Origin of the sequence: Kitasatospora sp. NPDC058406, from assembly GCF_042722765.1 — a bacterium.
GTDB lineage: Bacteria > Actinomycetota > Actinomycetes > Streptomycetales > Streptomycetaceae > Kitasatospora.
In genome coordinates, this window is the sequence record NZ_JBHXKE010000125.1 from 1 (window position 1) to 19,566 (window position 19,566).

Genomic DNA, 19,566 nt, shown 5'->3' on the forward strand with positions numbered 1-19,566 from the left:
CGACTGGCTCCACACCTACAATCACCACCGCGGACACACCGCACTCGCAGGCAAGCCACCCGCCAGCCGCGTTCCCAACCTCATGGGTCAGAACACCTAGAGCTCGGCGAGCACCGCGTCGCTGAGCACCGGCCAGACCTCGGCGGCCCACGGCCCGAAGTCCCGGTCGGTGAGCGCGAGGCAGGAGACGCCGGCCTCCGGGTCGACCCAGAGGAAGGTGCCGGACTGCCCGAAGTGGCCGAAAGTGGCCGGGGAGTTGGCGGTGCCGGTCCAGTGCGGGGCCTTGCCGTCGCGGATCTCGAAGCCCAGGCCCCAGTCGTTCGGACGCCGGTGCCCGAAGCCGGGCAGCACGCCGCTGGTCCCCGGGAAGGCGACCTCACGGGTGGCGGCGGCCAGCGTGGACGGGTCCAGCAGCTTGGGCGACTGGAGCTCGGCGGCGAACAGGGCCAGGTCGGCGGCGGTGGAGAGCCCGCCGGCGCCGGCCGGCGCCCGGTGGGCGGTGTTGATCAGCGTCGAGCGCATGCCGAGCGGCTCGAAGAGGGCCTCCGCGGCGTACCGGCCGAAGTCGATGCCGGCGGCCTGCTGGAGGGCCTGCGCCAGGACGTCGAAGCCGGCGTTGGAGTAGAGCCGGCGGTTGCCGGGCTCGGCCATCACCTTGTGCTCGTCGAAGGCCAGGCCCGAGGTGTGGGCCAGCAGGTGACGCACGGTCGAGCCCTCCGGCCCGGCCGGGTCGTCCAGCTCGAAGACGCCCTCCTCGACGGCGACCAGCACGGCGTACGAGGTGAGCAGCTTGGTCACCGACGCCAGCGGGAACAGGTGGTCCTGCGGCCCGTACGTGCCCAGTACCGCGCCGTCCCCGCCCCGCACCACGGCCGCCGCCGCGTTCGGCACCGGCCAGTCCTCGATCTTCCGCAAGCTCTCCATGGGCCCGACTCTAACGGGGAGGCCCGGGCCGCCGGGATGGCAGGCTTGGCCGGAGTGCAGTCCAGGCCGTCGGCGCCGACGGCACCGTCCGCCACCGGGGGTTCCACCATGGCCGTGCCCGCACCGATCGACCTCGATCCGCGCACCTGCTCCGACGTCTTCCGCACGCCGGTCGGGGAGCCGGACCGGACGCCCCGGCACACCATCGGCGAGGTGGCGGCGGCCAGCGGGCTGACCGCCCACACCCTGCGCTGGTACGAGCGGATCGGCCTGCTGGACCCGGTGGACCGGTCCGCCTCCGGGCAGCGCCGCTACCACGACGCCGACCTGCACCGGCTGGCCTTCCTGGGCCGGCTGCGGCTGACCGGCATGACGGTGGCCGACATGCTGCGGTACGTGGAGCTGGCCCGCGAGGGCGACCGGACCCTGGAGGACCGGCGCGACCTGCTGCTCGCCCACCGGGAGGAGGTGCGGCAGCAGGTCGCGGACCTGCACGCGACCCTGGCCGTGCTCGACCACAAGATCGACCTGTACGCCGGGCGGATCGCCGGGAGCGGCCCCGCTCGGTAGCCCGGGCCCGGCGGGCCGGCGTTCGGCCGGGCCCGTCGGCCCGGGGTACGCCGGTTCAGCTGCGCCGGGGCGGGTGGCGGCGCGGGTGGCGGCTCAGACCTCGCGGCCGAGGAAGGCCGCGAGGCGGGTGTAGGGATCGGCGTCGGCCGGGGCGGGGAGGTCCGGGCCGAACGGGGCGCCCTCGCGCGGGCCGGTCGGCAGTACGGCCTCGGCGATCTCCAGGGCGGTCTCGGCCAGCCGCTCGTCCAGCGGGACGGTGCTGCCGAGCGCCCGGGAGATGTCCCAGCTGTGGGTGACGGTCTCCAGGATGTAGCCGCCCACCGCGGCCCGGCCCGGGACCTCGCCCCACGGCGCGGCGGTCGGGCGGTCCAGCCGGGCGTCCTCGGCCCACGCGGCGGTCGCCCGGGTCCGGGCCCGGTCGAGGGCGGCCGGCCAGGCGTCGTCGGCCAGGTCGCCGGTCATCGCCGCGACGTCCTCGGACCGCCCGCCCTCACCGAGGTAGGCGAACCGGTGGATACCGCCGACCACGTGGCCGAGCAGGGTCCGCAGGTCGTACTCGGTGCACGGGGTGGGCCGGTCGAGCGTCTCCGGGCCGGCTTCGGCGATCAGCTTCTCCAACTGACCGAGGGCGAGCAGGTACAGCGGGCGCGGGTCCTGGGTGGTGTCCATGCGGGATCAACTCCATCGGTACGGAGGGTTCTTCGTCTCGAAGGCAATCTCCCGGTAAAACCTGACATCCGGCGTCAGGATTTCTGCGATCCTCGTGCCATGAAGGCCGACCGCCTGCTCTCGATCCTGCTGCTGCTCCAGACCCGCGGCCGGGTGCCCGCCACCGAACTGGCCGAACGGCTGGAGGTGTCGGTCCGCACCATCTACCGCGACGTCGAGGCGCTCTCCACGGCCGGCGTCCCCGTCTACACCGAGCGCGGCCGGCACGGCGGCGTCAGCCTGCTGCCCGGCTACCGCACCGACGTCAGCGGACTGACCGCCGACGAGGCGCGTGCCCTGTTCGTGCTGTCCGCCCAGGGTGCGCACAGCGATCTCGGGCTGGACGGCGCGCTCGGTTCGGCCCTGCGCAAGGTGATGGCCGCACTGCCCGCCCCGCACCGCCCGGGCGCCGAGCGGATCAGCGAACGCATCCTGGTCGACCCGGCGCGCTGGCTGCAGGCCGGCGCCCCGCCCGGGCCCGATCTCGGCGAGCTGCAGTACGCCGTCTTCGCCGACCGCCGGTTGCGGCTGCGCTACCGGCACAGCGGCACCCCCGGGCCGGTGGAGTACACCGTCGACCCGTACGGCCTGGTCAGCAAGGCCGCGGTCTGGTACCTGGTGGCCGATCTGCAGGGCGAGCCGCGGCTGTTCCGGGCCGACCGGGTGCTGTACGCCGAGACCTCCGAGGAGCCGGCGCGCCGCCGTCCGGGGCTGGGCCTGGGCGACGTCTGGGGCGTGCTGCGGGAGCAGGTGGAGCGGCTGCCCAAGGAGGTGAAGGTCGCGGTGCGGGTGCGGCGCGCGCGGCTGGACATGTTCGTCCGGATCCACGGCGGGCGGCTGGCCGCCCCGCCGCCCGAGTCCGGCGGCGGGGCGCCGGAGGACTGGGTCGAGCTCGGGCTGGGCTTCCAGTCGCTGCCGGCCGTCCGTGCGCTGCTCGCCTTCGGCGCGGACGCCGAGGTGCTCTCCCCGCCGGCCGCCCGCCGGGAGATGGCGAGGGCGGCCGCGGAAGCGGTCCGGCTCTACGTGGACGCGCGCTGACGGACCCGTGGCCGCGATCGTCCCGCCGGCCGCGATCACCCCGACCGCCGTCAGGCGCCGGCCGTCGGGCGGACCACGTTCTGGTAGTCGCCGAGCGCGACGGCCGCGAAGTTGTGCAGGCTGTCGGTGTCGGGGGTGAAGTAGCCGTTGTGACCGGCGGAGCGGGCCGAGGACACGTGCTCGGAGCCGAAGTCCGCCGAGGTCGGGTCGGCGCCGTGGCCGAGCCCGCCGAACTCCAGGTACGGCACGTTGCCGATCCAGTCGCTCTCGTTGCGGGTGGCCCAGACGTGCACTCCGGCGCCCAGCTCCGAGGTGCTCTCCACACCCATGCCGGGGGAGCCGAACACCACGACGTCGGTGATCCCGGAGGTGTCGGAGGGTGAGGCGGCGGCCCGGGGGATGTCGGGCGCGGCGGTGCCGCAGACCACCGATCCGTAGGAGTGGCAGAACAGCGCGGGCGGGGCCTGCGGCCGGGTCGTCTCCCGGAGCCCGGCGAGCAGTCGCCGCAGTCGCGGCGCCCCGACGTCGGCGAGCCGGGAGGTGACGGCGTCCGGGCCGAGGCCGGACGGCGTGACGTAACCGGTCCACGCGACCACCGCGGTCCGGGCGCCCGGGGACTGCCGGTGCTCCTCCGCGTACAGCGCGCGGGCCATCCCGGCGGGGGAGCGGAGCGGCTCGACCGCCTGGTCGAAGTGGCCGAGGTCGGCGTCCGAGCCGGGGACGATCACCGAGACCCGGTCGGCCGAGGCGAGGTCGCCCCAGACCTCGGTCAGCAGGCCGCGGCCGCGCGGGTCGAAGGCGAGGATCTGCCGCTCGGGGGCGAGCAGGCTCTCGACGTCGTTGGCGCGGGAGACCGCCAGCGCGTGCAGGTCGGAGTCGAGGTCCGGGTCGGCGGCGCGGGCCCGGGCACGGTCGCGCTCGGCGGCCAGTGCCACCCGGTTGGCCCGGTAGCGCAGGGCGAGCGGGGCGCCGTCGAAGTTGCCGACCACCAGCGGGTACGCCGCGACCAGCCGGTTCAGCTCGGCCTGGCCGAGCCCGGCGAAGAACTCGGCCGCGGTGGCCGCAGTGGTGGTGGCCGGGTCGGGGAGGTCGTGCCCGTAGGAGTGGTCCTCGACCCAGGCGAGACTGCCGGCCGGTGGTGTGGAGATGGCCAACTGTTCGGTGGCGGCAGCGGCTTGCGCTGCCGCCGCGCCCGCGTCGGCGAGTACCGCGCAGCCCGCGAAGGCACCGATCAGGACATGCTTCCACCGCCGACGGCGCATCGCCTCAACTCCCTGAGAGTCCCGTCACCGATCCGCGGGCGGGGCCCGAAGGGTGGTACGACTGCCAACTTCCAGCGCAAGCCTAGGGGCCCGGGAGAGGAGTGGGTGCACCTTAAACTGTGGGATGGATCACATGAACCGGAGATGACCGGACGGGCGTCACTCGTTCAGGCTATGCGTCGCCTCCGCCCGTCGACTTCGGCCTCCCCTTCGCCCGCGCCGGCTCCGCCGGCCCGGACTCCGGCCCGGCGCCGAACTCCCGGACCAGCCGCTTGGGCGCGGCGCGCCGCCAGGCCTCGGTCAGCAGGTCCCGCAGCTCGTCCCGGTCGACCAGGTCCAGCCGGACGCTCACCCAGCCGTGCCGCCCGACGTACGGGGCGCTGGAGAAGACCTCCGGCTCGGCGGCGAGCAGCTCGGCCTGGTCCTCCCGGGAGGCCTTGACGGTGACGGAGTCGCCGTCCGGGGAGCCCATCGCGAAGATCTTCGAGTCCACCCGGAGGGTCTCGGTCTCCCACGTGGGCTGCTGCGTCGCCTGCGGCAGGGCGAGGGCCATCGCCCGGAACTCGTCGAAGGTCACCATGGCCGCAGAGTAGGGCAGGGGTGCGACAGTCCGCCCCCGGCGCCGGGTGGGCGGCGGGGGCGGACGGGACGGCCGCCCGGGAGGGGCGGCCCGGGTCAGCTCAGCGAGTTCCAGCCGGAGCAGGAACGGTCGCCGCCGACCAGGCGGTCCGGGTGGCCGCTGCCGTCGGCCACCGAGATCCGGCGGTAGGTGTCGCCGTGGAACACCCAGTACTCGCTCTTGCCGCCGACCCGCTGCTGGTCGGGCACCGGGAGGAAGCAGTCCACCTTGCCGACGCCGTTCAGCGAGCCCCACTGGGAGAGTTCGCGGTCGGTGCGCTCCAGCACGTCGGTGTGCGCGGCGCCGTCGGCCACCGAGATCAGCCGGTACTGCTGGCGCCCGCCGGTGGTGTGGAACACCCAGTACCAGCTCTTCCCGCTGACCCGCTGCTGGTCGGGCACCGGGAGGAAGCAGTCGACCTGGCCGACGCCCTTCAGCGAGCCCCAGGAGGTGAGGTCGCGGTCCGGCCGCTCCAGCGTGCCGGCGTGGGTGCTGCCGCAGGTGAGCGAGACGGCCCGGTACTGCTGGCGTCCGCCGCTGCTGTGGAACACCCAGTACCAGCTCTTGCCGCCGGGGTTCTGCAGGTCGGGCATCGGCAGCACGCAGTCGAGCCGGGCGATGCCCTGGAGACAGGAGTGGCCGCTCAGCCGTCCGTCGCCCTTGACCACCCGGTCGGCGCCGGTGCCGTCGGAGACCGAGATCTTCCGGTACCGGTCGCCGTGGCAGACCCAGAACTCGCTCTGCCCGCCGCGCCGCCACCGGTCCGGGACGGCGACGATCTCGTCGCACGGGTAGGCCCGGCCGGACTGCGGGGAGGTCTGGCCGCCCTGCTGGCCCTGCTGGTACTGGGTCTGGGTGCCGCCCTGGTTCTGGCCCTGCTGGCCCTGGGTGCTGCCCTGGCCGGTGAGCCGCCCGTCGCAGAGCGCCTTCAGGGTGCTGATCGACGGCGCGAAGGCGTAGACCGAACCCTGGGTCTGGACGAACTGCTGGAAGCTCAGGGGCGTGTGCCTGACCGCGCCGTCCGAGCCGCGGCTCTCGAAGTCGACCTGGTCGGCCTGCTGGGTCACCGGGTCCTTGCCGGGCTCCGGGTGGCGGCCGGGCGGGAAGTCCGGCTGGTCCATCCAGTCGGCCTGGATGAACTCGAACTGCCGGGCGATGTCGGCCTGGTAGCAGACGAAGAGCAGGCCGCGCGGGTCGTCCGGACCGCCCGGGCCCTCGGAGGCCGGGTCGAACGGGTACCCGTACGGCGCGCCGCGCCGGATGATCCGCCGGCCGTCCAGGTCCCGGGCGTCGAGCGGCGGCACGCTCGGGTCGGGCGCCTGCAGGCCGGCCCGCGGGCTGGTCTTGCGCAGGTGGGAGAAGAGCGGGGTGGCCAGGCCCTCCAGGTCGTCCCGGAAGTCGAAGTCGTTGTCGGACGAGGCCGCCGGGTCGTTCGGGACGTCCCGGTCCTGGTGCTTGCAGACCGGCGCGCCGGAGCGCCAGCGGCCGACCAGCCGGGCGGCCAGCCACTCGGCGGTGGCGGACTCCGGGACGGCCTTGGCCTGCTTGAGCTCCTTCAGCTTGACCGAGACCTGGGCCCACCAGCCGGGCACGTCCTGGGACAGCCGGCGGACCACCTGGAAGGAGCCGTTGCGGGCCCACTCGGGGAACTCGGTGGCGCTGCCGGGGGCCGGCTGCTCGCCGACGACGAACTCGCCGGCCGGGACGATCCGGGTGCCCGGGTGTCCCTGGACCTCCTCGGGCCGGTTCGGGTCGGGCTGGTCGAAGAAGCGGACGCCGGGCTCGCTGATGCCGTCCTTGAAACCGAAGTGCTCCTTGCCGCGGCGGCTGCCCTTCAGGGTCTGGGCGTTCTGCTGGAACACGATCACGATCCGGTCGGTGGCGGCGGCCTCGCGCTGCGCCTCGACGGTGGTCCTCAGGTCCTCCTCGGTGTCCGAGGCGATCGTCAGCACCGCGTGCACCGGCTGGCTCTTCCCGTTCCCGAACAGCCAGTTCTCCGGGGAGTTGTCGCCGGTGTCGCCGAGCGCGCCGGCCCGCTTGGCCGAGCCCTCCTTGAACGCCTCCAGGCCGGTGCCGGGCGGCGCTCCCTGCGGGAACGGGTCGGTCGCGGAGAGCTGACGCATGCCCTCGTAGGTCAGGCTGAGGCCCAGCCAGGTGGCCCGGAGCGTCCGGGGGTCGTCGCCGCCCGAGGACTTGCGGGCCTCGCTGAAGGCCGCGTTGAAGCCGGCGACCTGGCGGGTGGTGGCGATCTGCGGGGCGAGCCGGCGCAGCCAGTCGCGGGCCCGGGCGGCGTCCTCGAACTTGAGGAACAGCAGGGTGACGTTGTCCTTCTTGAAGCCGGCGACGATGTCGCCCTGGATCTCGTCGCTCTCGCGGAGTCTCAGATCCGTTGCCGTGGTCATGGGGGTTGTTCTCCTCGTCGCGCGTGGGAGGTCGTCGGGTCAGGCCGAGGAGCTGAGCTGCACCCACTTGGCGACGGAGGGCACGCCCTGGTCGTTGAGCAGGAAGAGCATGTACCAGCCGGGCGGCGCCGCCTTGGCGTCCGGCGGGGCCTGGAGCTCCAGACGGTTGCCGGCCCGGCTGGTGACCCGCAGTTCGAGGTGGCGCTGGCTGGTGTTGACCGAGTGGGTCGCGGTGGTGGGCGAGAGCAGCACGGCCTTGGAGACGAGTCCGGGCGTGGTGGTGGTGACGAGGAAGTTCTTGTCGTAGCCGACCGCCGTGGTCGGGGCCCGGTCGATCGACGGACGGTTGCCCTGGTGGAGGTAGGCGGGCTCGTAGATCTCGATGCTGCCGTTCATGTTGTCCGTGATGTCCGGGTCGTTGGCGAGCTGCTGGAGCTCGTCGCCGGTCACCATGATGCGGCCGTCCGGGAGCACCACGGCGTTGGAGTGGTAGCCGCGCGGCAGCCGCTGGACCGGGCCGAGCTTCCAGTTGCCCTGGGCGTCGCGCAGCTCCGTCTGCCGGTACTTGAGGTCGGCGTTCGGGTTGTACGGGCCGTTGCCGTAGTCGCGGATGTCGTAGGCGCCGTTGACCGTCAGCAGCGTGCCGTTGGGGAGCAGCAGGGTGTCGTCCTGGGTGCGGCCGAAGGCGCGGGACTTCTCGGCGGTCCAGTTGCCGTTGGAGAAGCGCAGGGTGCTCGGGTTGTCCCGGTCGCCGCCGAGGAACAGCGTGGCCTCCGGGCCGTTGGGGCCGCCGGGGAGGGGGACGGCCGAGCCGTAGCCGCGCTTGCGGCCGTCCGGGCGGGCGAGGAGGTCGCGGCGGGTCTCGTTGACCGGGTCGAAGACCCACTGCTCGTCCGGGTGGCGGCCGAAGGCGTAGACGTTGCCGTCGCGCAGCGAGAACAGGTGCGGGTAGTCCAGGCTGAACGGGGCGTCGGCCTTGAAGCGGTCGACCGGGGTGTTCCTCGGGGTGTCGGTCTTGAGGGAGGGCACCGGGTAGGACTTGGCCGGGAACCGCTCGACCACCGGTGTCGGGGTGCCCCAGCCCAGCTCGGACTGGCCGGACATGATCAGCTGCCGGCCGTCCGCGCCGGTGACCACCGACGGGTACCAGCGGCCGACCGACATGTCGGGGTTGCGGGTCCAGGTCTCGGTCCAGGGGTCGAAGATCAGCGACAGCTTGGCGCCGGTGCCGCCGTTCCCGCCGAGGTTGCCGCCGAAGACGCCGAGCATGCCGTTGGGGAGGAAGGAGTGGCCGGCGCAGAAGAACGGCGCCGGGCGCAGCTCGCCGAGGCCGTCCGGCATGTCGATCACCGGCGGGGTGACCTTGGTGAACGAATCGGCGCCGGAGCCCTTGGCCGGGTCCCAGAGGTAGGCGCGCCCGGCGTTCTCCTTGCCGATGGTCTGGGTGGGGGCGGGTTCCTTCTCCGGGTTGGTCTCGATCCGTTCGAAGGAGAACAGCAGCACCTTGCCGGTCGGCAGCATGGCGATGTGGGCGGCGAAGTCGGGGGACGGGAAGTACGCCTTGAACGCGCCGAAGACGGCCGGGTCGAAGGCGGCGTTGAGGGTTGCCTGGGAGTCCGTCAGGGCCTTGAGCCGGTTGGTGCGGGTGGTCTGCGGGTACTCGCCGACGCCGCGCATGGCCGCCCGCGCACCGGCGTGCTCCTCGGCGTGCTCCTGGCCGAGCGCGGCGACCTCGTCGTCCCGCAGTTCGGCCTGCACGCGGGGGTCGGTGATGCGCGGGGCGGTACTGGCCGGGGCGTCGGCGCCGGCCGGGTCGTGGTGGCCGGAGCCGTGGGTGCCGACCAGGGCGGCGGCCGGGCCGGCGGCGGTCAGGACGGTGCCGGTGGTCAGCGCGCAGACCACGGCGGTGGCGACGACGGCGGAGTGCCGCCGGCGGGTCCGCGGCCGGCCGGTGGGCCGCGGCAGGGACAGGGACATGGAACTCCTCGAAAACGTGGGAGGTAAGGAGTGAGGGGGACATCGGGGCATCGGGGGCGAACGGCGCGGGGGGACGGCCGTGGCGGTCGCGGGCGCACGAATGGTCGCCGACCGTCACAGAACATCACAGTGCGTGGTGGTTCGCATGCGGATGCACTGCGTTCGGCGTGTGCGTGTCGCAAGTGGGTGACGGCGCGTCGGCTGCGGGCGGAGCGGGCCGGTGCGGGGCGGCACCGGACGGCGTGGAACGACCGGTCCGGCGCGGTGGCGGGCACACGAGCGGGGCGTGGACCGCACCGGCCCACGCCCCGCCCTCGCTCCGACCGCCGGGGCGTTCAGACCACGCCCAGCGCGTACGCGGCGAAGAACGCCGCCCCTGCTCCGGCCACCGCCTTGACGGGCCGGGAGAAGGCCGTCCACGGTCCGTCGAACCGCCGGGTGAACCACCCGATCCCGATCAACGCGGCCCCGAACAGCGGCAGCAGCGCCAGCCTGACGGCCACCCAGCCGAGCGAGTCCGGCGCCACGGTCAGCCCCGGCACCTCGCCCAGGACGGCCGCGCCGGGCACCGCGACGGCCAGCATGGCGCTCTGGTGCCAGCAGAAGATCGTCATCGCCGACAGGTTGACCGCCACCACCGGCAGCCAGAGCAGCGGACGCCGGGTCAGCAGCCGGCCGAGCCGCTCGCGCAGCAGCACCGCGGCGCCGCACTGCACCGAGGCCAGCGCCAGCACCAGCAGGGACGGCGGGTGGGAGTTGGTCCGCTCGGCGCCCGGCACCCCGACCATGCTGGCCGGGTAGTGCCAGAACAGCAGCAGCGCGGCGAACAGCGCGCCGCCGCCGAGCAGCAGCAGACGGCCGGCCGGACGGCCCAGCCGGACGCGCGCCCAGAGCACGCCGAGCTGGTAGCCGAAGAGCCAGCCCGGCAGGATGTTCAGCAGCCCGACCCAGGACGGCACCGCCTCGGCCCACGGCCCGTACCGGAGCACGTCGACCACGGCGACGGCGGCCAGGAGGACGCCCGCCGACCAGCCGCCCAGCCGCCGGGCGGCGGCCACGCAGAGCGGGGTGAGCGCGGTCAGGCCCAGGTAGACGCCGATGTACCAGAGGGGCTGCACCACCAGCGTCGACCCGGTCCGGACGGTGTCGGCGGGGACGCCGAGGTGCCGCAGCACCGGGATCAGCAGCGCCCAGACGGCCGTCACCCCGAGCACCGGGCGGAGCAGCCGGACGGCCCGGCCGCGCAGCCAGCGGGCGTTGCCCACGCCCTTGGCGCGGGCCCGCTCCAGCGAGTGCACCGCGGAGTGGCCGCCGACCAGGAAGAACACGCCGAGCATCTGGAGCATCCAGCTGGCCGGTGCGAAGAACCCGAGCGCGGGGGAGGAGAGCGGGCTGGCGTTGTGCAGCGCGCCGTCGGAGGAGAGGGTGAAGCCGCCGAGCAGCCAGTGGCCGACCGGTACGGCGAGCAGGGCGAGGGCGCGCAGGCCGTCGAGGGCGCGGTCGCGGGTCTCGGGGGTGCGGGTGTCCACCTGGTGGGCGGCCCGGCGCAGGGCGGTGAGCGGGCTGGGCATGACGGGGTCTCCGTTCGCGGGTGTGGCGAAGGGGCGGGGTGGCGGCGGGGCGGCCCGGGTGCGGGCGGCGGCGGTGCGGTTGCACGTGCGGGCGGCGGCCGGGGTCGGCGGCCGGTGCGGTCGGCCGGGTGCGGTCGGCCCGGGTCAGCGGCCGAGTGCGACGGCGGTGAAGGCGGCCAGCGAGGCGGTGCCCGGCGCGAAGTAGCCGGTGTGGCCGTGTGCGCCGGTGGCCGGCAGCGGGCGGGCGCCGAATTCCGGCCCGGTCGGATCGGCGCCGTGACCGAGACCGAGGAACCGGACGTAGGGCACGTGGCCGATCCAGTCCGAGTCGTTCCGCTCGACCGCCCAGAGCGGCACCCGCGGGTCGAGGTCGGCGGCCGAGTCGACCCCCAGGCCCGGCGAGGCGAGGACCACCACCCCCGAGGCCTGTTCCGGGCCCGGCCGGGCCAGCCCGCAGACCACCGAGCCGTAGCTGTGGCAGAACACCGTGGCCGGCGCGTCCGGGCGGGTGGTGACGGCGAGTCCGTCGAGCAGCCGGCCCAGCCGCCCGGCGCCGGCCTCGGCCAGCGTCTCGGTGGCGGCGTCCGGGCCCACCCCGACCGGAGTGGTGTAGCCGGCCCAGGCGATCACGGCCGTACCCCCGCCGGTCGCCCCGTGCAGCGCGCGGGCCATGCCGGCCGGGGTTCCGTACGGGTCACCGGCGCGGTCGAAGGTGCGCAGGTCGATGTCGGAGCCGGGGACGACGACCGCCGTCCGGCGGGCGGTGGCCAGGTCGCCGTACACCTCGGCGATCTGGCCCCGGCCGCGCGGGTCGAAGGCGAGGAACCGGCGGCCGCCGTCCCGCACCCCGTCGAGCAGCGTGCGGTACCGCGCGGCGCGCTCCCGGGCGGCGGTGTGGTCCTGCGGGGTGAGCGACGGGTCGGTGGCGCGGGCCAGTTCACGCCCGAGTTCCTCGGCGAGCGCCGCCTCGTTGGCCCGGTAGCGGAGCCGGACCGGCGCGCCGTCCAGGTTGCCGAGCACCAGCGGGTGGCGGACGGCCAGCGACTCCCGGGCCGCGGCCGGCAGCCGGCCGAAGAAGGCGGCCACCTCGGCCGGGGCGGCGGTGGCCGGGTCGGGCAGCCGGAGCCCGAGCGTGGTGTCCGCGACCCAGGCGGCGGTGCCGGGCGGGGGGCCGGTCACGGCCTGCTGGCCGTCGGCGGCGGCCCAGCCGCCCGCGCCGAGGACGGCGGCCAGTGCCAGCCCGGCGGCGGCGACCGTCCGCCGGATCCGCCGGGGCCTCCGCTCGGCGCGCTGCCGGGTACGCCCCTGGCCGGGCTGCTGGCTTGGCTGCTGCCGCATGTCCGTTCTCTCCCTCGTCCGTTCGACGTCGACGGGGAGGACGGTAGGAACGCGACGGCCCTGCGGACGTCACTCCGCAGGGCCAACTCCCGGGTGCTACCCGGGTATCACTGAGGTTTTCCCCACCACGGGGGCGGGGGCGGACCCTACTGGCCGGGCGTCACCAGGCCGGACTCGTAGGCGAGGACGACCGCCTGGGCGCGGTCGCGCAGGTCGAGCTTGGCCAGGATGCGGCCGATGTGGGTCTTGACGGTCTGTTCGGCGAGCACCAGCCGGGCGGCGATCTCCTGGTTGGAGAGGCCGCGGGCGATCAGCTCCAGTACCTCGGTCTCACGCGGGGTCAGTCCGTTGAGCCGCAGCTTCGGGTCGCGGCGCTTGGCCGGCCTGGTCCGGGCGAAGTCCTCGATCAGCCGCCGGGTCACCGAGGGGGCGAGCAGTGCCTCGCCGGCCGCGACCACCCGGACGGCCGCGATCAGGTCGGCCGGGGGCGCGTCCTTCAGCAGGAAGCCGCTCGCCCCGGCCCGCAGCGCCTCGTAGACGTAGTCGTCGACGTCGAAGGTGGTGAGCATCAGGACCTTCGGGCGGTGCGCGCCGGGCACGGCCGGGGCGAGCAGCCGGCGGGCCGCCTCCAGCCCGTCCATCACGGGCATCCGGACGTCCATCAGCACCACGTCGGGATGGGTCCGGCCGGTCACCTCCAGGGCCTGCGCGCCGTCCGCCGCGTCGCCCACCACGTCGATGTCGCTCTGGGCGTTGAGCAGGGCGGCGAAACCCGCCCGCACCATCGCCTGGTCGTCGACGATGATCACGCGGATGGTCATGCGGTGCTCTTCCGGTCGTCGTGCAGCCGGTCCTACGGCTGGGCCGGCGCAGTGCCGGCGGACCGAGTATCCGTCAGGCCGTCGAGCGGCAGGACGGCGGCCACCTTGAAGCCGCCGTCCGGCAGCGGCCCGGTGTCCAGCCGGCCGTCCAGCAGCCGGACCCGCTCGCGCATCCCGACCAGTCCCTGGCCGGTGCCCTCGACCGAGGCCTCCAGCGACTCCGCCCGCTCGGGCGGGGCCGCGTTCACCACCGTGACCAGCAGGGACGCGTCCGTGGCGGTCAGCGAGACCCAGGCGCCGGCGCCCGGGGCGTGCCGGACCACGTTGGCCAGTGCCTCCTGGACGATCCGGTAGACGGAGAGGTCGACGGCGGGCGGCAGCGCGTCGGCCAGTTCCGGGTCGACCGTCAGCTCGGCCGCCACCCCCGCCCGGCGGACCGTCTCGACCAGCTGGACGAGCTGACCGACACCCGGCTGCGGCGCCCTCTCGGCGCCCGAATCCTCGCTGCGCAGCACGCCGAGCAGCCGTCGCATCTCCGCCAGCGACTCGCGCGCGGTGCCGGCGATCGCGGTGAACTCCTCGGCGGCGTCGGCCGGTACGCCGGGTATCCGGTACGGCGCGCTGGCCGCCTGCACGGCGATCACCGACATGTGGTGGGCGACCACGTCGTGCAGCTCCCGGGCGATCCGGGCGCGCTCCTCCAGCAGGGTCCGCCGTTCGCGTTCGGCCTCGCTGATGTGCTCCTGCACGACGAGCAGCCGCCGGGCCTCGGCCCGGTCCCGGACCGACCAGCCGAGCAGCAGGACGGCGCCGCTGAGCGCGACCAGCAGCACGGTGGTGCCGTCGCCGCCGCGCGGCAGGCCGAGGGTGAGGGTGAGGCCGGTGAGCAGCACGGTGGCGACCCAGACCGAGACCAGGGTGGCCCGGCTCTCCCGCAGGGCGAGCGCGATCAGCAGGAAGAGGTAGGCCAGGATCATCGGCGCCGTCCACGGCCAGGTGCCGCCGGTGTGGTCGTGGCGCGCGGTGACGGCGGCGGTGGCGACGAGGGCGCCCGCGCTGATCCACCAGGCGGGCAGCGGCCGGGCGACCGCCAGCACCAGCGGGGCGGTCTGGGCGACGGTGAGTGCGGCGGCGACGGGCAGGACCAGGTCGTAGGAGCCGGTCAGGACGGTGATGCCGGTGGGGATCAGCGAGGTCTGGAGGAGGAGGGCGACCACGTACGGCAGCCGTCGCACCCAGGCGCGCGGGGAGTCCCCGAGCAGGGGGGTGTGCCCGCCGGTGGGCGTGCTGAGGTTGTGCCGGAGCGTTCCGAGCAGGCGGAGGGCGTGGGCCCGGGCGGAGGCCTTGCTGAGCGTCTTCATCGCGGGCCAGCCTAGGAGTCGCGCCACCCGCCCGTCGTCGGACCGTGGGCAGACCTTTCGGGCCCTGCCGGGGCCGGGAGTAGTACCCCGGTATGACCAGGTGCGACCCCGGTGCGACCCGGTGCGGCCGGGGCCGGTCCTCAGTGCCGCCAGTCGCCGGCCAGGGCGGGGCCGAGCTGGTCGAAGTGGCGGCCGATCAGGGCGATCATGCCCTCCGGGCCGTCCACCTCCTGGTCGGCGGTCCAGGACAGGTGGGCGGCGCGCAGCACGCTGCCGAAGACGGCGGCCATCACGGCGGGCCGCAGGTCCTCGGCGGGGTCGAGGTTCTCGCGCTCGGCGATCACCCGGGTGACCACCCGTTCCTGGTCGGTGACCCGGCGCAGGTGCGCGGCGAGCAGGGTGGGGGTGTCCTCGATCATCCGGATCAGCTCCAGCGCGCTGGTCACCGAACCGGGTCCGGTGCGGTCCGGGGAGCCGAGCTCGCGCCAGGACTCGACGATCGCGGCGCGCAGTGCCTGCAGCGGGTTCTCGTCGGCGGGGCGGTTCCGGAGCCGGTCGATGAAGTAGTCCTCGGCGTCGGCGAGGACGGCGAGGGCGACCTCGTCCTTGTTGGCGAAGTACCGGAAGAAGGTGCGCTGCGAGACGTCGACGGCGGCGGCGATCTCGTCGACGGTGGTCCGGGCGAAGCCCTGGCTGAGGAAGAGCTGGTGGGCCGCCTCGATCAGCGCGTCCCGGGTGCGCCGTTTCTTGCGCTCGCGCAGTCCCGGGCCGGGCTCCGGCTCCGGGTCGCCGGGAGCCCGGCCGGCCGGGGCGGTGGCGGGGAGTGCGGGCTGAGCGGCCATGGCGGGGTGTCCTCCGGACGGTGACGCGGCTGGGGTGTAAAGCCCAACTCTATCGGTCTGACAAATGTCAGCCGGAGCCAGAAGTCAGTGTTTGCCGAATGTCAGTCGCTGACATAATCTGCCGGAGTGGCGTCCGTCGGGCCGGGCACTCGTGGGGACGGGTTGGGCCGGGGCGCCACGCCCACGTCCGCCCCCAGCCAGCCCACGGAGGGCCCAGATGAGCCAGTCCGCCGTCAAGAGCACGAAGGCCGACGCGCCGCCGCCCGTGCCGTCCGCCGGGAAGGGCCTCCAGGGGCACCCCTGGCTGACCCTGCTCACCGTCGCCGTCGGCGTGATGATGGTCGCCCTGGACGGCACCATCGTGGCGATCGCCAACCCGGTGATCCAGGCCGACCTCAAGGCCGCCCCCTCCGAGATCCAGTGGGTCACCAGCGGTTACCTGCTCGCCCTCGCGGTCTTCCTGATCACCGCCGGCAAGATCGGTGACCGGTTCGGCCACAAGAACACCTTCCTGGTCGGCGCGGTCGGCTTCGCCGCCACCTCGGCGGCGATCGGATTCGCCGGGAACATCCAGACGGTGATCGCGTTCCGCGTCCTCCAGGGCCTGTTCGGCGCGCTGCTCCAGCCCGCCGCGCTCGGCCTGCTGCGCGGGGCCTTCCCGGCCGAGAAGCTCAACATGGCCATCGGCATCTGGGGCGGGGTGATCGGCGCCTCCACCGCGGCCGGCCCGATCGTCGGCGGCCTGCTGGTCGAGCACGTCAACTGGGAGTCGGTGTTCTTCATCAACATCCCGGTCGGCCTGATCGCGCTGGCCCTCGGCCTGTGGATCCTCAAGGACGTCCGCGCCGAGAACGCCGCCAAGTCCTTCGACGTCCCCGGCATCGTGCTGCTCTCGGTGGCGATGTTCGCGCTGGTCTTCGGCATCATCAAGGCCCCCGAGTGGGGCTGGGGCGACCTCTCCACCGTGCTCTTCCTGGGTGGCGCCGTCGTGCTGATGACGCTGTTCGCGCTCTGGCAGCGGGTGGCCCGGGAGCCGCTGATCCCGCTCAGCCTGTTCCGCTCGCTGCCGCTGTCGGCCGGCACCCTGCTGATGGTGCTGATGGCCTTCGCGTTCTTCGGCGCGATCTTCTTCGTCACCTTCTACCTGCAGAACGTGCACGGCATGTCGCCCGTCGAGGCCGGCGTCCACCTGCTGCCGATGACCGGCATGATGATCATCGGTTCGCCGGTGGCCGGCGTGGCGATCGGCAAGCTCGGACCGCGCATCCCGATCGTGGCCGGCATGCTGATCACCACCACCGCGATGATCGGCATGTCCACCCTGGACGCGGGCTCCGGCAACGGTGCGATGGCGCTCTGGTTCGTCCTGATGGGCCTGGGCATCAGTCCGGTCATGGTGGGCGCCACCGAGGTCATCGTCGGCAACGCCCCGATGGAGCTCTCCGGCGTGGCCGGCGGTCTCCAGCAGTCCGCGATGCAGGTCGGCGGAAGTCTCGGCACCGCGGTGCTGGGCGCGCTGATGGCCGCCAAGGTCACCGACGTGCTGCCGGGCAACTGGGCGAAGGCGGGGCTGCCCCCGGTCGACCCCGCCCAGTCCGAGGGCCTCAACCAGGCCGCCCAGCTCGGCATCGCCCCGCCCGCTCCGGCCGGCACCCCCCAGCAGGCGGTCGACGCGATGGCCGGCGCCGTCCACGACTCGTTCGTCAGCGGCATGTCGCTCGCCTTCGCGGTCGCGGCCGTGGTCGCCTTCGCCGCCGCGCTCCTGGGCCTCCTGACCCGCCGCGGCTCCACCGACGCCGGCCCCGCCGTGCACATCTGACCCACCCCCGCACGCCCGAGCGACCCCGGACTCCGTCGAGCCCGGGGTCGCTTACGTGTACTACATGCGATCACATGAACACTTTGAGTTATTGACACGCGCGGTGTTACCCTTCGCCCATGGTTGCTGAACTGACTCCGGAAACGCCCCTCGCCGTCAGACGGTCGATCTCGCTCCCGGCCGATCTCGCCGCCGAGGTGGAACAGCGCACGGGCAAGAACGGCTTCTCCTCGTACGTCGCGGCGGCGCTGGAGCACAGGGTTGCGATGGACAAGCTCCGTGAGATCGTGGAGGCCGACCGCGCCCACGGTGAAGTGAGCGCAGAGGACCGGGAGTGGGCGGAGGCGGCATGGCGCGACAGCGCTTGATGCGGGAGAAGGTGACTCCGCAGGGTGAGGGAACGCTGGTGCTTGACGCGCAGGGCCTGTCGCTGCACGTGGATGGGGACGGTCGGCTCAAGACCATGGTCGAGATGGCCGAACAGGCCTCGGTCAGAGTCGCCATCAGCGCCGTCACACCCCTGGAGGTACGGCGTTCGGGAAAAGTCGGCGCGCGGCTGAGGTTCCTCCTGGCCCGGTACACGATCGCCCCGGTGTCGGAGCGGGTGATCGAGGCGGCCGGTGAACTGCTCGACACCTCCGGGCTGGACGGGCACGAGTGCCTGGTAGACGCGCTCGTGGTGGCCACCGCCGCGCTGTCCGAGCCTCCGGTGCGGCTGGTCACCTCGGACGCCTCGCACATCCCCAAGCTGTGCCAGGCGGCCGGCCAGGTGGACGGACTCGACGAGCCGCGTGTGATCACCGTCTGACGTCGTCCTTCGACGAGCGGCCCCGGACTCCGTCGAGTCCGGGGCCGCTCGGGTGTCCGGGGCGGGGGTCAGGAGGGCGGTTCGGCCTCGGCCCGGCGCCAGGCCTCCTCGGCCTTCGCCCAGACCTCCTCCTGGGCGCGCCAGTACTCCTCCTCGGCCTGGCCCTCGGGCACCTGCGCGATGCCGGGGGCGAGTGACGGCGGGGTGGGCGCCAGGTGATGGCCGCCGCCCCCGGGGGCCGGTGCGGGCGGGGGGAGGACGGCCGCGGGCGGGGGAACCCCGGGGGAGGACTCGACGGTGAACGCCTCCTCCGGACCGGAGGCCCCGGTGTCGGGCTCCGTGGCCGGGGCCTCCGGAGGCGGCGGGGGTGCCGGAGGGGCGGTCGGTGCCGCGGGGACCCGCGGCGCCTGCGGGGCCGGAGCGGTTGGCGAGGTGTTCGGGAGGGCGGCGGGCGGCGTCGCGGTCGCTGCGGCGGCCGGCGCGCCGGCGAGGCCCGCGCTCAGCGGGCGGGTGGGCGCGGCGGTCGAGGCGGACTTGCCGGCCCCGTCGGACCCGGGCGGCTCCGGCGCTTGTTCCACCGGGCCCACCGGGAGCACCGGGCCCGCCGGATCCTGCGGCAGGGGCACGGACCCGGGGCCGGGCGCGGGCGCCGGCGAAGGCACGGGAACGGGCAGCAGACCGGTCGGCGGCCGGTCCGGGGCGGGCAGGGCCACCGACGGCCGTCCGAGTTCGTCCGGGGTCGGTAAGAGCTGCCAGACCAGGCCCCCCGCCGTCAGCCCGACCAGGACCGCGAGGGGGAAGGCCCCCGTCCTCGGTGTGCGCACGGAACCGGCCCCCTCCCCTTGCCTCCCGCGGTCCCACCTTAAGCGGGACTCTCGGGAAGGTTAAGAGGGAGCCGGGGCCGGACTCAGGCGGCGGGGCGGAGCTCCACCAGGGGGACGGTGCGGCTGGTGCGGGCCCGGAAGTCGGCGAAGAGCGGTTCGACGGAGATCTGCCGGGCCCAGAGGTCCTCGTGATCGTCCGGATCGACCGGGACGGCGTGCGCCGCGAAGCGGTCGGCGCCGAGTTCGACCGTGACCTCGGGGGCGGCCGCGAGGTTGCGGTACCAGAGCGGGTCGGCGGGGGCGCCGCCGTTCAGGGCGAAGACGACCACCCGCCCGCCGTCGCGCAGGTAGACCAGCGGGGTGGTGCGCGGCTCGCCGCTCTGCCGGCCGCGCGTGGTGAGCAGCAGCAGGTTCTTGCCGGCGAAGTCGCCGCCGACCGTACCCGCCGAAGTGCGGAACTCGTCGATCACCTGGCGGTTGTAGTCGTTGCCGCCGGCGGCGGGCTCGGGGTGGACGGCGTTCATCGGAGACCCTCCTGGACTGGTCCGGTTCGTCGTGACGAGCCTAGGAGCTGACACCGGTGTGAGGTTCAAGCGGATGTGACCGGCATCACGCGGAAAGCGCGAAGGGCCGGGCCTCCACGGGGGGGGGGGGGCCGGGCGCGGGGCCGGGGGGGCGCGCT

18 protein-coding genes and 1 pseudogene are annotated in these 19,566 nt (G+C 74.3%); 6 read left to right on the forward strand and 13 right to left on the reverse strand.

Features of this window, described 5'->3' with window-relative positions; genetic code table 11:
* Positions 1-100: pseudogene (locus tag ACFWOG_RS23550) on the forward strand (IS481 family transposase); the annotation flags it as partial.
* Here the strand turns inward: ACFWOG_RS23550 and ACFWOG_RS23555 are convergent.
* The gene (locus tag ACFWOG_RS23555; RefSeq protein WP_380360776.1) at positions 97-924 is read right to left on the reverse strand and encodes a serine hydrolase domain-containing protein; all 828 of its coding nucleotides are present in this window, start codon (positions 922-924) and stop codon (positions 97-99) included. The pseudogene ACFWOG_RS23550 and the gene ACFWOG_RS23555 overlap by 4 nt on opposite strands.
* 108 nt (positions 925-1,032) lie before the next feature.
* Here ACFWOG_RS23555 and ACFWOG_RS23560 point away from each other — a divergent pair, with 108 nt between their 5' ends.
* On the forward strand, positions 1,033-1,494 hold the full coding sequence (locus ACFWOG_RS23560) for a MerR family transcriptional regulator (protein WP_380360778.1): 462 nt from the start codon (positions 1,033-1,035) through the stop codon (positions 1,492-1,494).
* A 93-nt stretch (positions 1,495-1,587) separates the two neighbouring features.
* Here the strand turns inward: ACFWOG_RS23560 and ACFWOG_RS23565 are convergent, their stop codons facing one another.
* Positions 1,588-2,163 carry a TIGR03086 family metal-binding protein gene (locus tag ACFWOG_RS23565; protein WP_380360780.1) on the reverse strand — a complete coding sequence of 192 codons (576 nt, stop codon included), beginning with the start codon at positions 2,161-2,163 and terminating at the stop codon, positions 1,588-1,590.
* A gap of 99 nt (positions 2,164-2,262) precedes the next feature.
* Between ACFWOG_RS23565 and ACFWOG_RS23570 the strand changes: the two genes are divergently transcribed.
* Positions 2,263-3,240, forward strand: coding sequence for a helix-turn-helix transcriptional regulator (locus ACFWOG_RS23570; protein ID WP_380360782.1), 978 nt, complete (start codon positions 2,263-2,265; stop codon positions 3,238-3,240).
* Positions 3,241-3,290: 50 nt separating this feature from the next.
* On the opposite strand, the gene ACFWOG_RS23575 is transcribed toward ACFWOG_RS23570, so the two are convergent.
* The 9 genes from ACFWOG_RS23575 to ACFWOG_RS23615 form a co-directional block, all read right to left on the reverse strand.
* On the reverse strand, positions 3,291-4,502 hold the full coding sequence (locus ACFWOG_RS23575) for an alpha/beta hydrolase (RefSeq protein ID WP_329951539.1): 1,212 nt from the start codon (positions 4,500-4,502) through the stop codon (positions 3,291-3,293).
* 172 nt (positions 4,503-4,674) lie between these two features.
* On the reverse strand, positions 4,675-5,082 hold the full coding sequence (locus ACFWOG_RS23580) for an MmcQ/YjbR family DNA-binding protein (RefSeq protein WP_329878979.1): 408 nt from the start codon (positions 5,080-5,082) through the stop codon (positions 4,675-4,677).
* Positions 5,083-5,177: 95 nt separating this feature from the next.
* Positions 5,178-7,523 carry a Dyp-type peroxidase gene (locus ACFWOG_RS23585; protein WP_380360785.1) on the reverse strand — a complete coding sequence of 782 codons (2,346 nt, stop codon included), beginning with the start codon at positions 7,521-7,523 and terminating at the stop codon, positions 5,178-5,180.
* 39 nt (positions 7,524-7,562) lie between these two features.
* Positions 7,563-9,500, reverse strand: coding sequence for a galactose oxidase-like domain-containing protein (locus ACFWOG_RS23590; protein ID WP_380360787.1), 1,938 nt, complete (start codon positions 9,498-9,500; stop codon positions 7,563-7,565).
* A 335-nt stretch (positions 9,501-9,835) separates the two neighbouring features.
* A complete protein-coding gene (locus tag ACFWOG_RS23595; RefSeq protein WP_380360789.1) occupies positions 9,836-11,071 on the reverse strand; it encodes an acyltransferase in 1,236 nt (411 codons plus the stop codon).
* Positions 11,072-11,215: 144 nt separating this feature from the next.
* Positions 11,216-12,409, reverse strand: a complete 1,194-nt coding sequence (locus ACFWOG_RS23600) for an alpha/beta hydrolase (RefSeq protein ID WP_380360791.1) — start codon at positions 12,407-12,409, stop codon at positions 11,216-11,218.
* A gap of 146 nt (positions 12,410-12,555) precedes the next feature.
* Positions 12,556-13,230, reverse strand: coding sequence for a response regulator transcription factor (locus ACFWOG_RS23605; RefSeq protein WP_329878974.1), 675 nt, complete (start codon positions 13,228-13,230; stop codon positions 12,556-12,558).
* A gap of 32 nt (positions 13,231-13,262) precedes the next feature.
* On the reverse strand, positions 13,263-14,591 hold the full coding sequence (locus ACFWOG_RS23610) for a sensor histidine kinase (RefSeq protein WP_329951545.1): 1,329 nt from the start codon (positions 14,589-14,591) through the stop codon (positions 13,263-13,265).
* A 140-nt stretch (positions 14,592-14,731) separates the two neighbouring features.
* Positions 14,732-15,433, reverse strand: a complete 702-nt coding sequence (locus tag ACFWOG_RS23615) for a TetR family transcriptional regulator (protein WP_329878972.1) — start codon at positions 15,431-15,433, stop codon at positions 14,732-14,734.
* A 217-nt stretch (positions 15,434-15,650) separates the two neighbouring features.
* On the opposite strand from ACFWOG_RS23615, the gene ACFWOG_RS23620 reads away from it, so the two are divergent.
* The 3 genes from ACFWOG_RS23620 to ACFWOG_RS23630 all read left to right on the forward strand — a co-directional run bounded on the left by ACFWOG_RS23620 (position 15,651) and on the right by ACFWOG_RS23630 (position 18,060).
* The gene (locus tag ACFWOG_RS23620; RefSeq protein ID WP_380360794.1) at positions 15,651-17,252 is read left to right on the forward strand and encodes an MFS transporter; all 1,602 of its coding nucleotides are present in this window, start codon (positions 15,651-15,653) and stop codon (positions 17,250-17,252) included.
* 119 nt (positions 17,253-17,371) lie between these two features.
* Positions 17,372-17,620 (forward strand): hypothetical protein, encoded by a 249-nt coding sequence (locus tag ACFWOG_RS23625; RefSeq protein WP_380360796.1) that lies wholly within the window; start codon positions 17,372-17,374, stop codon positions 17,618-17,620.
* A 38-nt stretch (positions 17,621-17,658) separates the two neighbouring features.
* Positions 17,659-18,060: a hypothetical protein gene (locus ACFWOG_RS23630; RefSeq protein ID WP_380360798.1), complete on the forward strand. Its 402-nt coding sequence runs from the start codon at positions 17,659-17,661 to the stop codon at positions 18,058-18,060.
* A 68-nt stretch (positions 18,061-18,128) separates the two neighbouring features.
* Here the strand turns inward: ACFWOG_RS23630 and ACFWOG_RS23635 are convergent, their stop codons facing one another.
* Both ACFWOG_RS23635 and ACFWOG_RS23640 read right to left on the reverse strand, forming a co-directional pair.
* Complete coding sequence (locus ACFWOG_RS23635) at positions 18,129-18,884, reverse strand: hypothetical protein (protein WP_380360799.1); 756 nt, start codon at positions 18,882-18,884, stop codon at positions 18,129-18,131.
* Between the two features lie 83 nt (positions 18,885-18,967).
* Positions 18,968-19,408: a nitroreductase family deazaflavin-dependent oxidoreductase gene (locus ACFWOG_RS23640; RefSeq protein ID WP_329878967.1), complete on the reverse strand. Its 441-nt coding sequence runs from the start codon at positions 19,406-19,408 to the stop codon at positions 18,968-18,970.
* Positions 19,409-19,566: the final 158 nt, after the last annotated feature.

Bases quoted from the DNA above. Each gene is read 5' to 3' on its own strand.
- ACFWOG_RS23555 (WP_380360776.1), bottom strand. From the start codon at position 924: ATGGAGAGCTTGCGGAAGATCGAGGACTGGCCGGTGCCGAACGCGGCG.
- ACFWOG_RS23560 (WP_380360778.1), top strand. From the start codon at position 1,033: ATGGCCGTGCCCGCACCGATCGACCTCGATCCGCGCACCTGCTCCGAC.
- ACFWOG_RS23565 (WP_380360780.1), bottom strand. From the start codon at position 2,163: ATGGACACCACCCAGGACCCGCGCCCGCTGTACCTGCTCGCCCTCGGT.
- ACFWOG_RS23570 (WP_380360782.1), top strand. From the start codon at position 2,263: ATGAAGGCCGACCGCCTGCTCTCGATCCTGCTGCTGCTCCAGACCCGC.
- ACFWOG_RS23575 (WP_329951539.1), bottom strand. From the start codon at position 4,502: ATGCGCCGTCGGCGGTGGAAGCATGTCCTGATCGGTGCCTTCGCGGGC.
- ACFWOG_RS23580 (WP_329878979.1), bottom strand. From the start codon at position 5,082: ATGGTGACCTTCGACGAGTTCCGGGCGATGGCCCTCGCCCTGCCGCAG.
- ACFWOG_RS23585 (WP_380360785.1), bottom strand. From the start codon at position 7,523: ATGACCACGGCAACGGATCTGAGACTCCGCGAGAGCGACGAGATCCAG.
- ACFWOG_RS23590 (WP_380360787.1), bottom strand. From the start codon at position 9,500: ATGTCCCTGTCCCTGCCGCGGCCCACCGGCCGGCCGCGGACCCGCCGG.
- ACFWOG_RS23595 (WP_380360789.1), bottom strand. From the start codon at position 11,071: ATGCCCAGCCCGCTCACCGCCCTGCGCCGGGCCGCCCACCAGGTGGAC.
- ACFWOG_RS23600 (WP_380360791.1), bottom strand. From the start codon at position 12,409: ATGCGGCAGCAGCCAAGCCAGCAGCCCGGCCAGGGGCGTACCCGGCAG.
- ACFWOG_RS23605 (WP_329878974.1), bottom strand. From the start codon at position 13,230: ATGACCATCCGCGTGATCATCGTCGACGACCAGGCGATGGTGCGGGCG.
- ACFWOG_RS23610 (WP_329951545.1), bottom strand. From the start codon at position 14,591: ATGAAGACGCTCAGCAAGGCCTCCGCCCGGGCCCACGCCCTCCGCCTG.
- ACFWOG_RS23615 (WP_329878972.1), bottom strand. From the start codon at position 15,433: ATGGCCGCTCAGCCCGCACTCCCCGCCACCGCCCCGGCCGGCCGGGCT.
- ACFWOG_RS23620 (WP_380360794.1), top strand. From the start codon at position 15,651: ATGAGCCAGTCCGCCGTCAAGAGCACGAAGGCCGACGCGCCGCCGCCC.
- ACFWOG_RS23625 (WP_380360796.1), top strand. From the start codon at position 17,372: ATGGTTGCTGAACTGACTCCGGAAACGCCCCTCGCCGTCAGACGGTCG.
- ACFWOG_RS23640 (WP_329878967.1), bottom strand. From the start codon at position 19,408: ATGAACGCCGTCCACCCCGAGCCCGCCGCCGGCGGCAACGACTACAAC.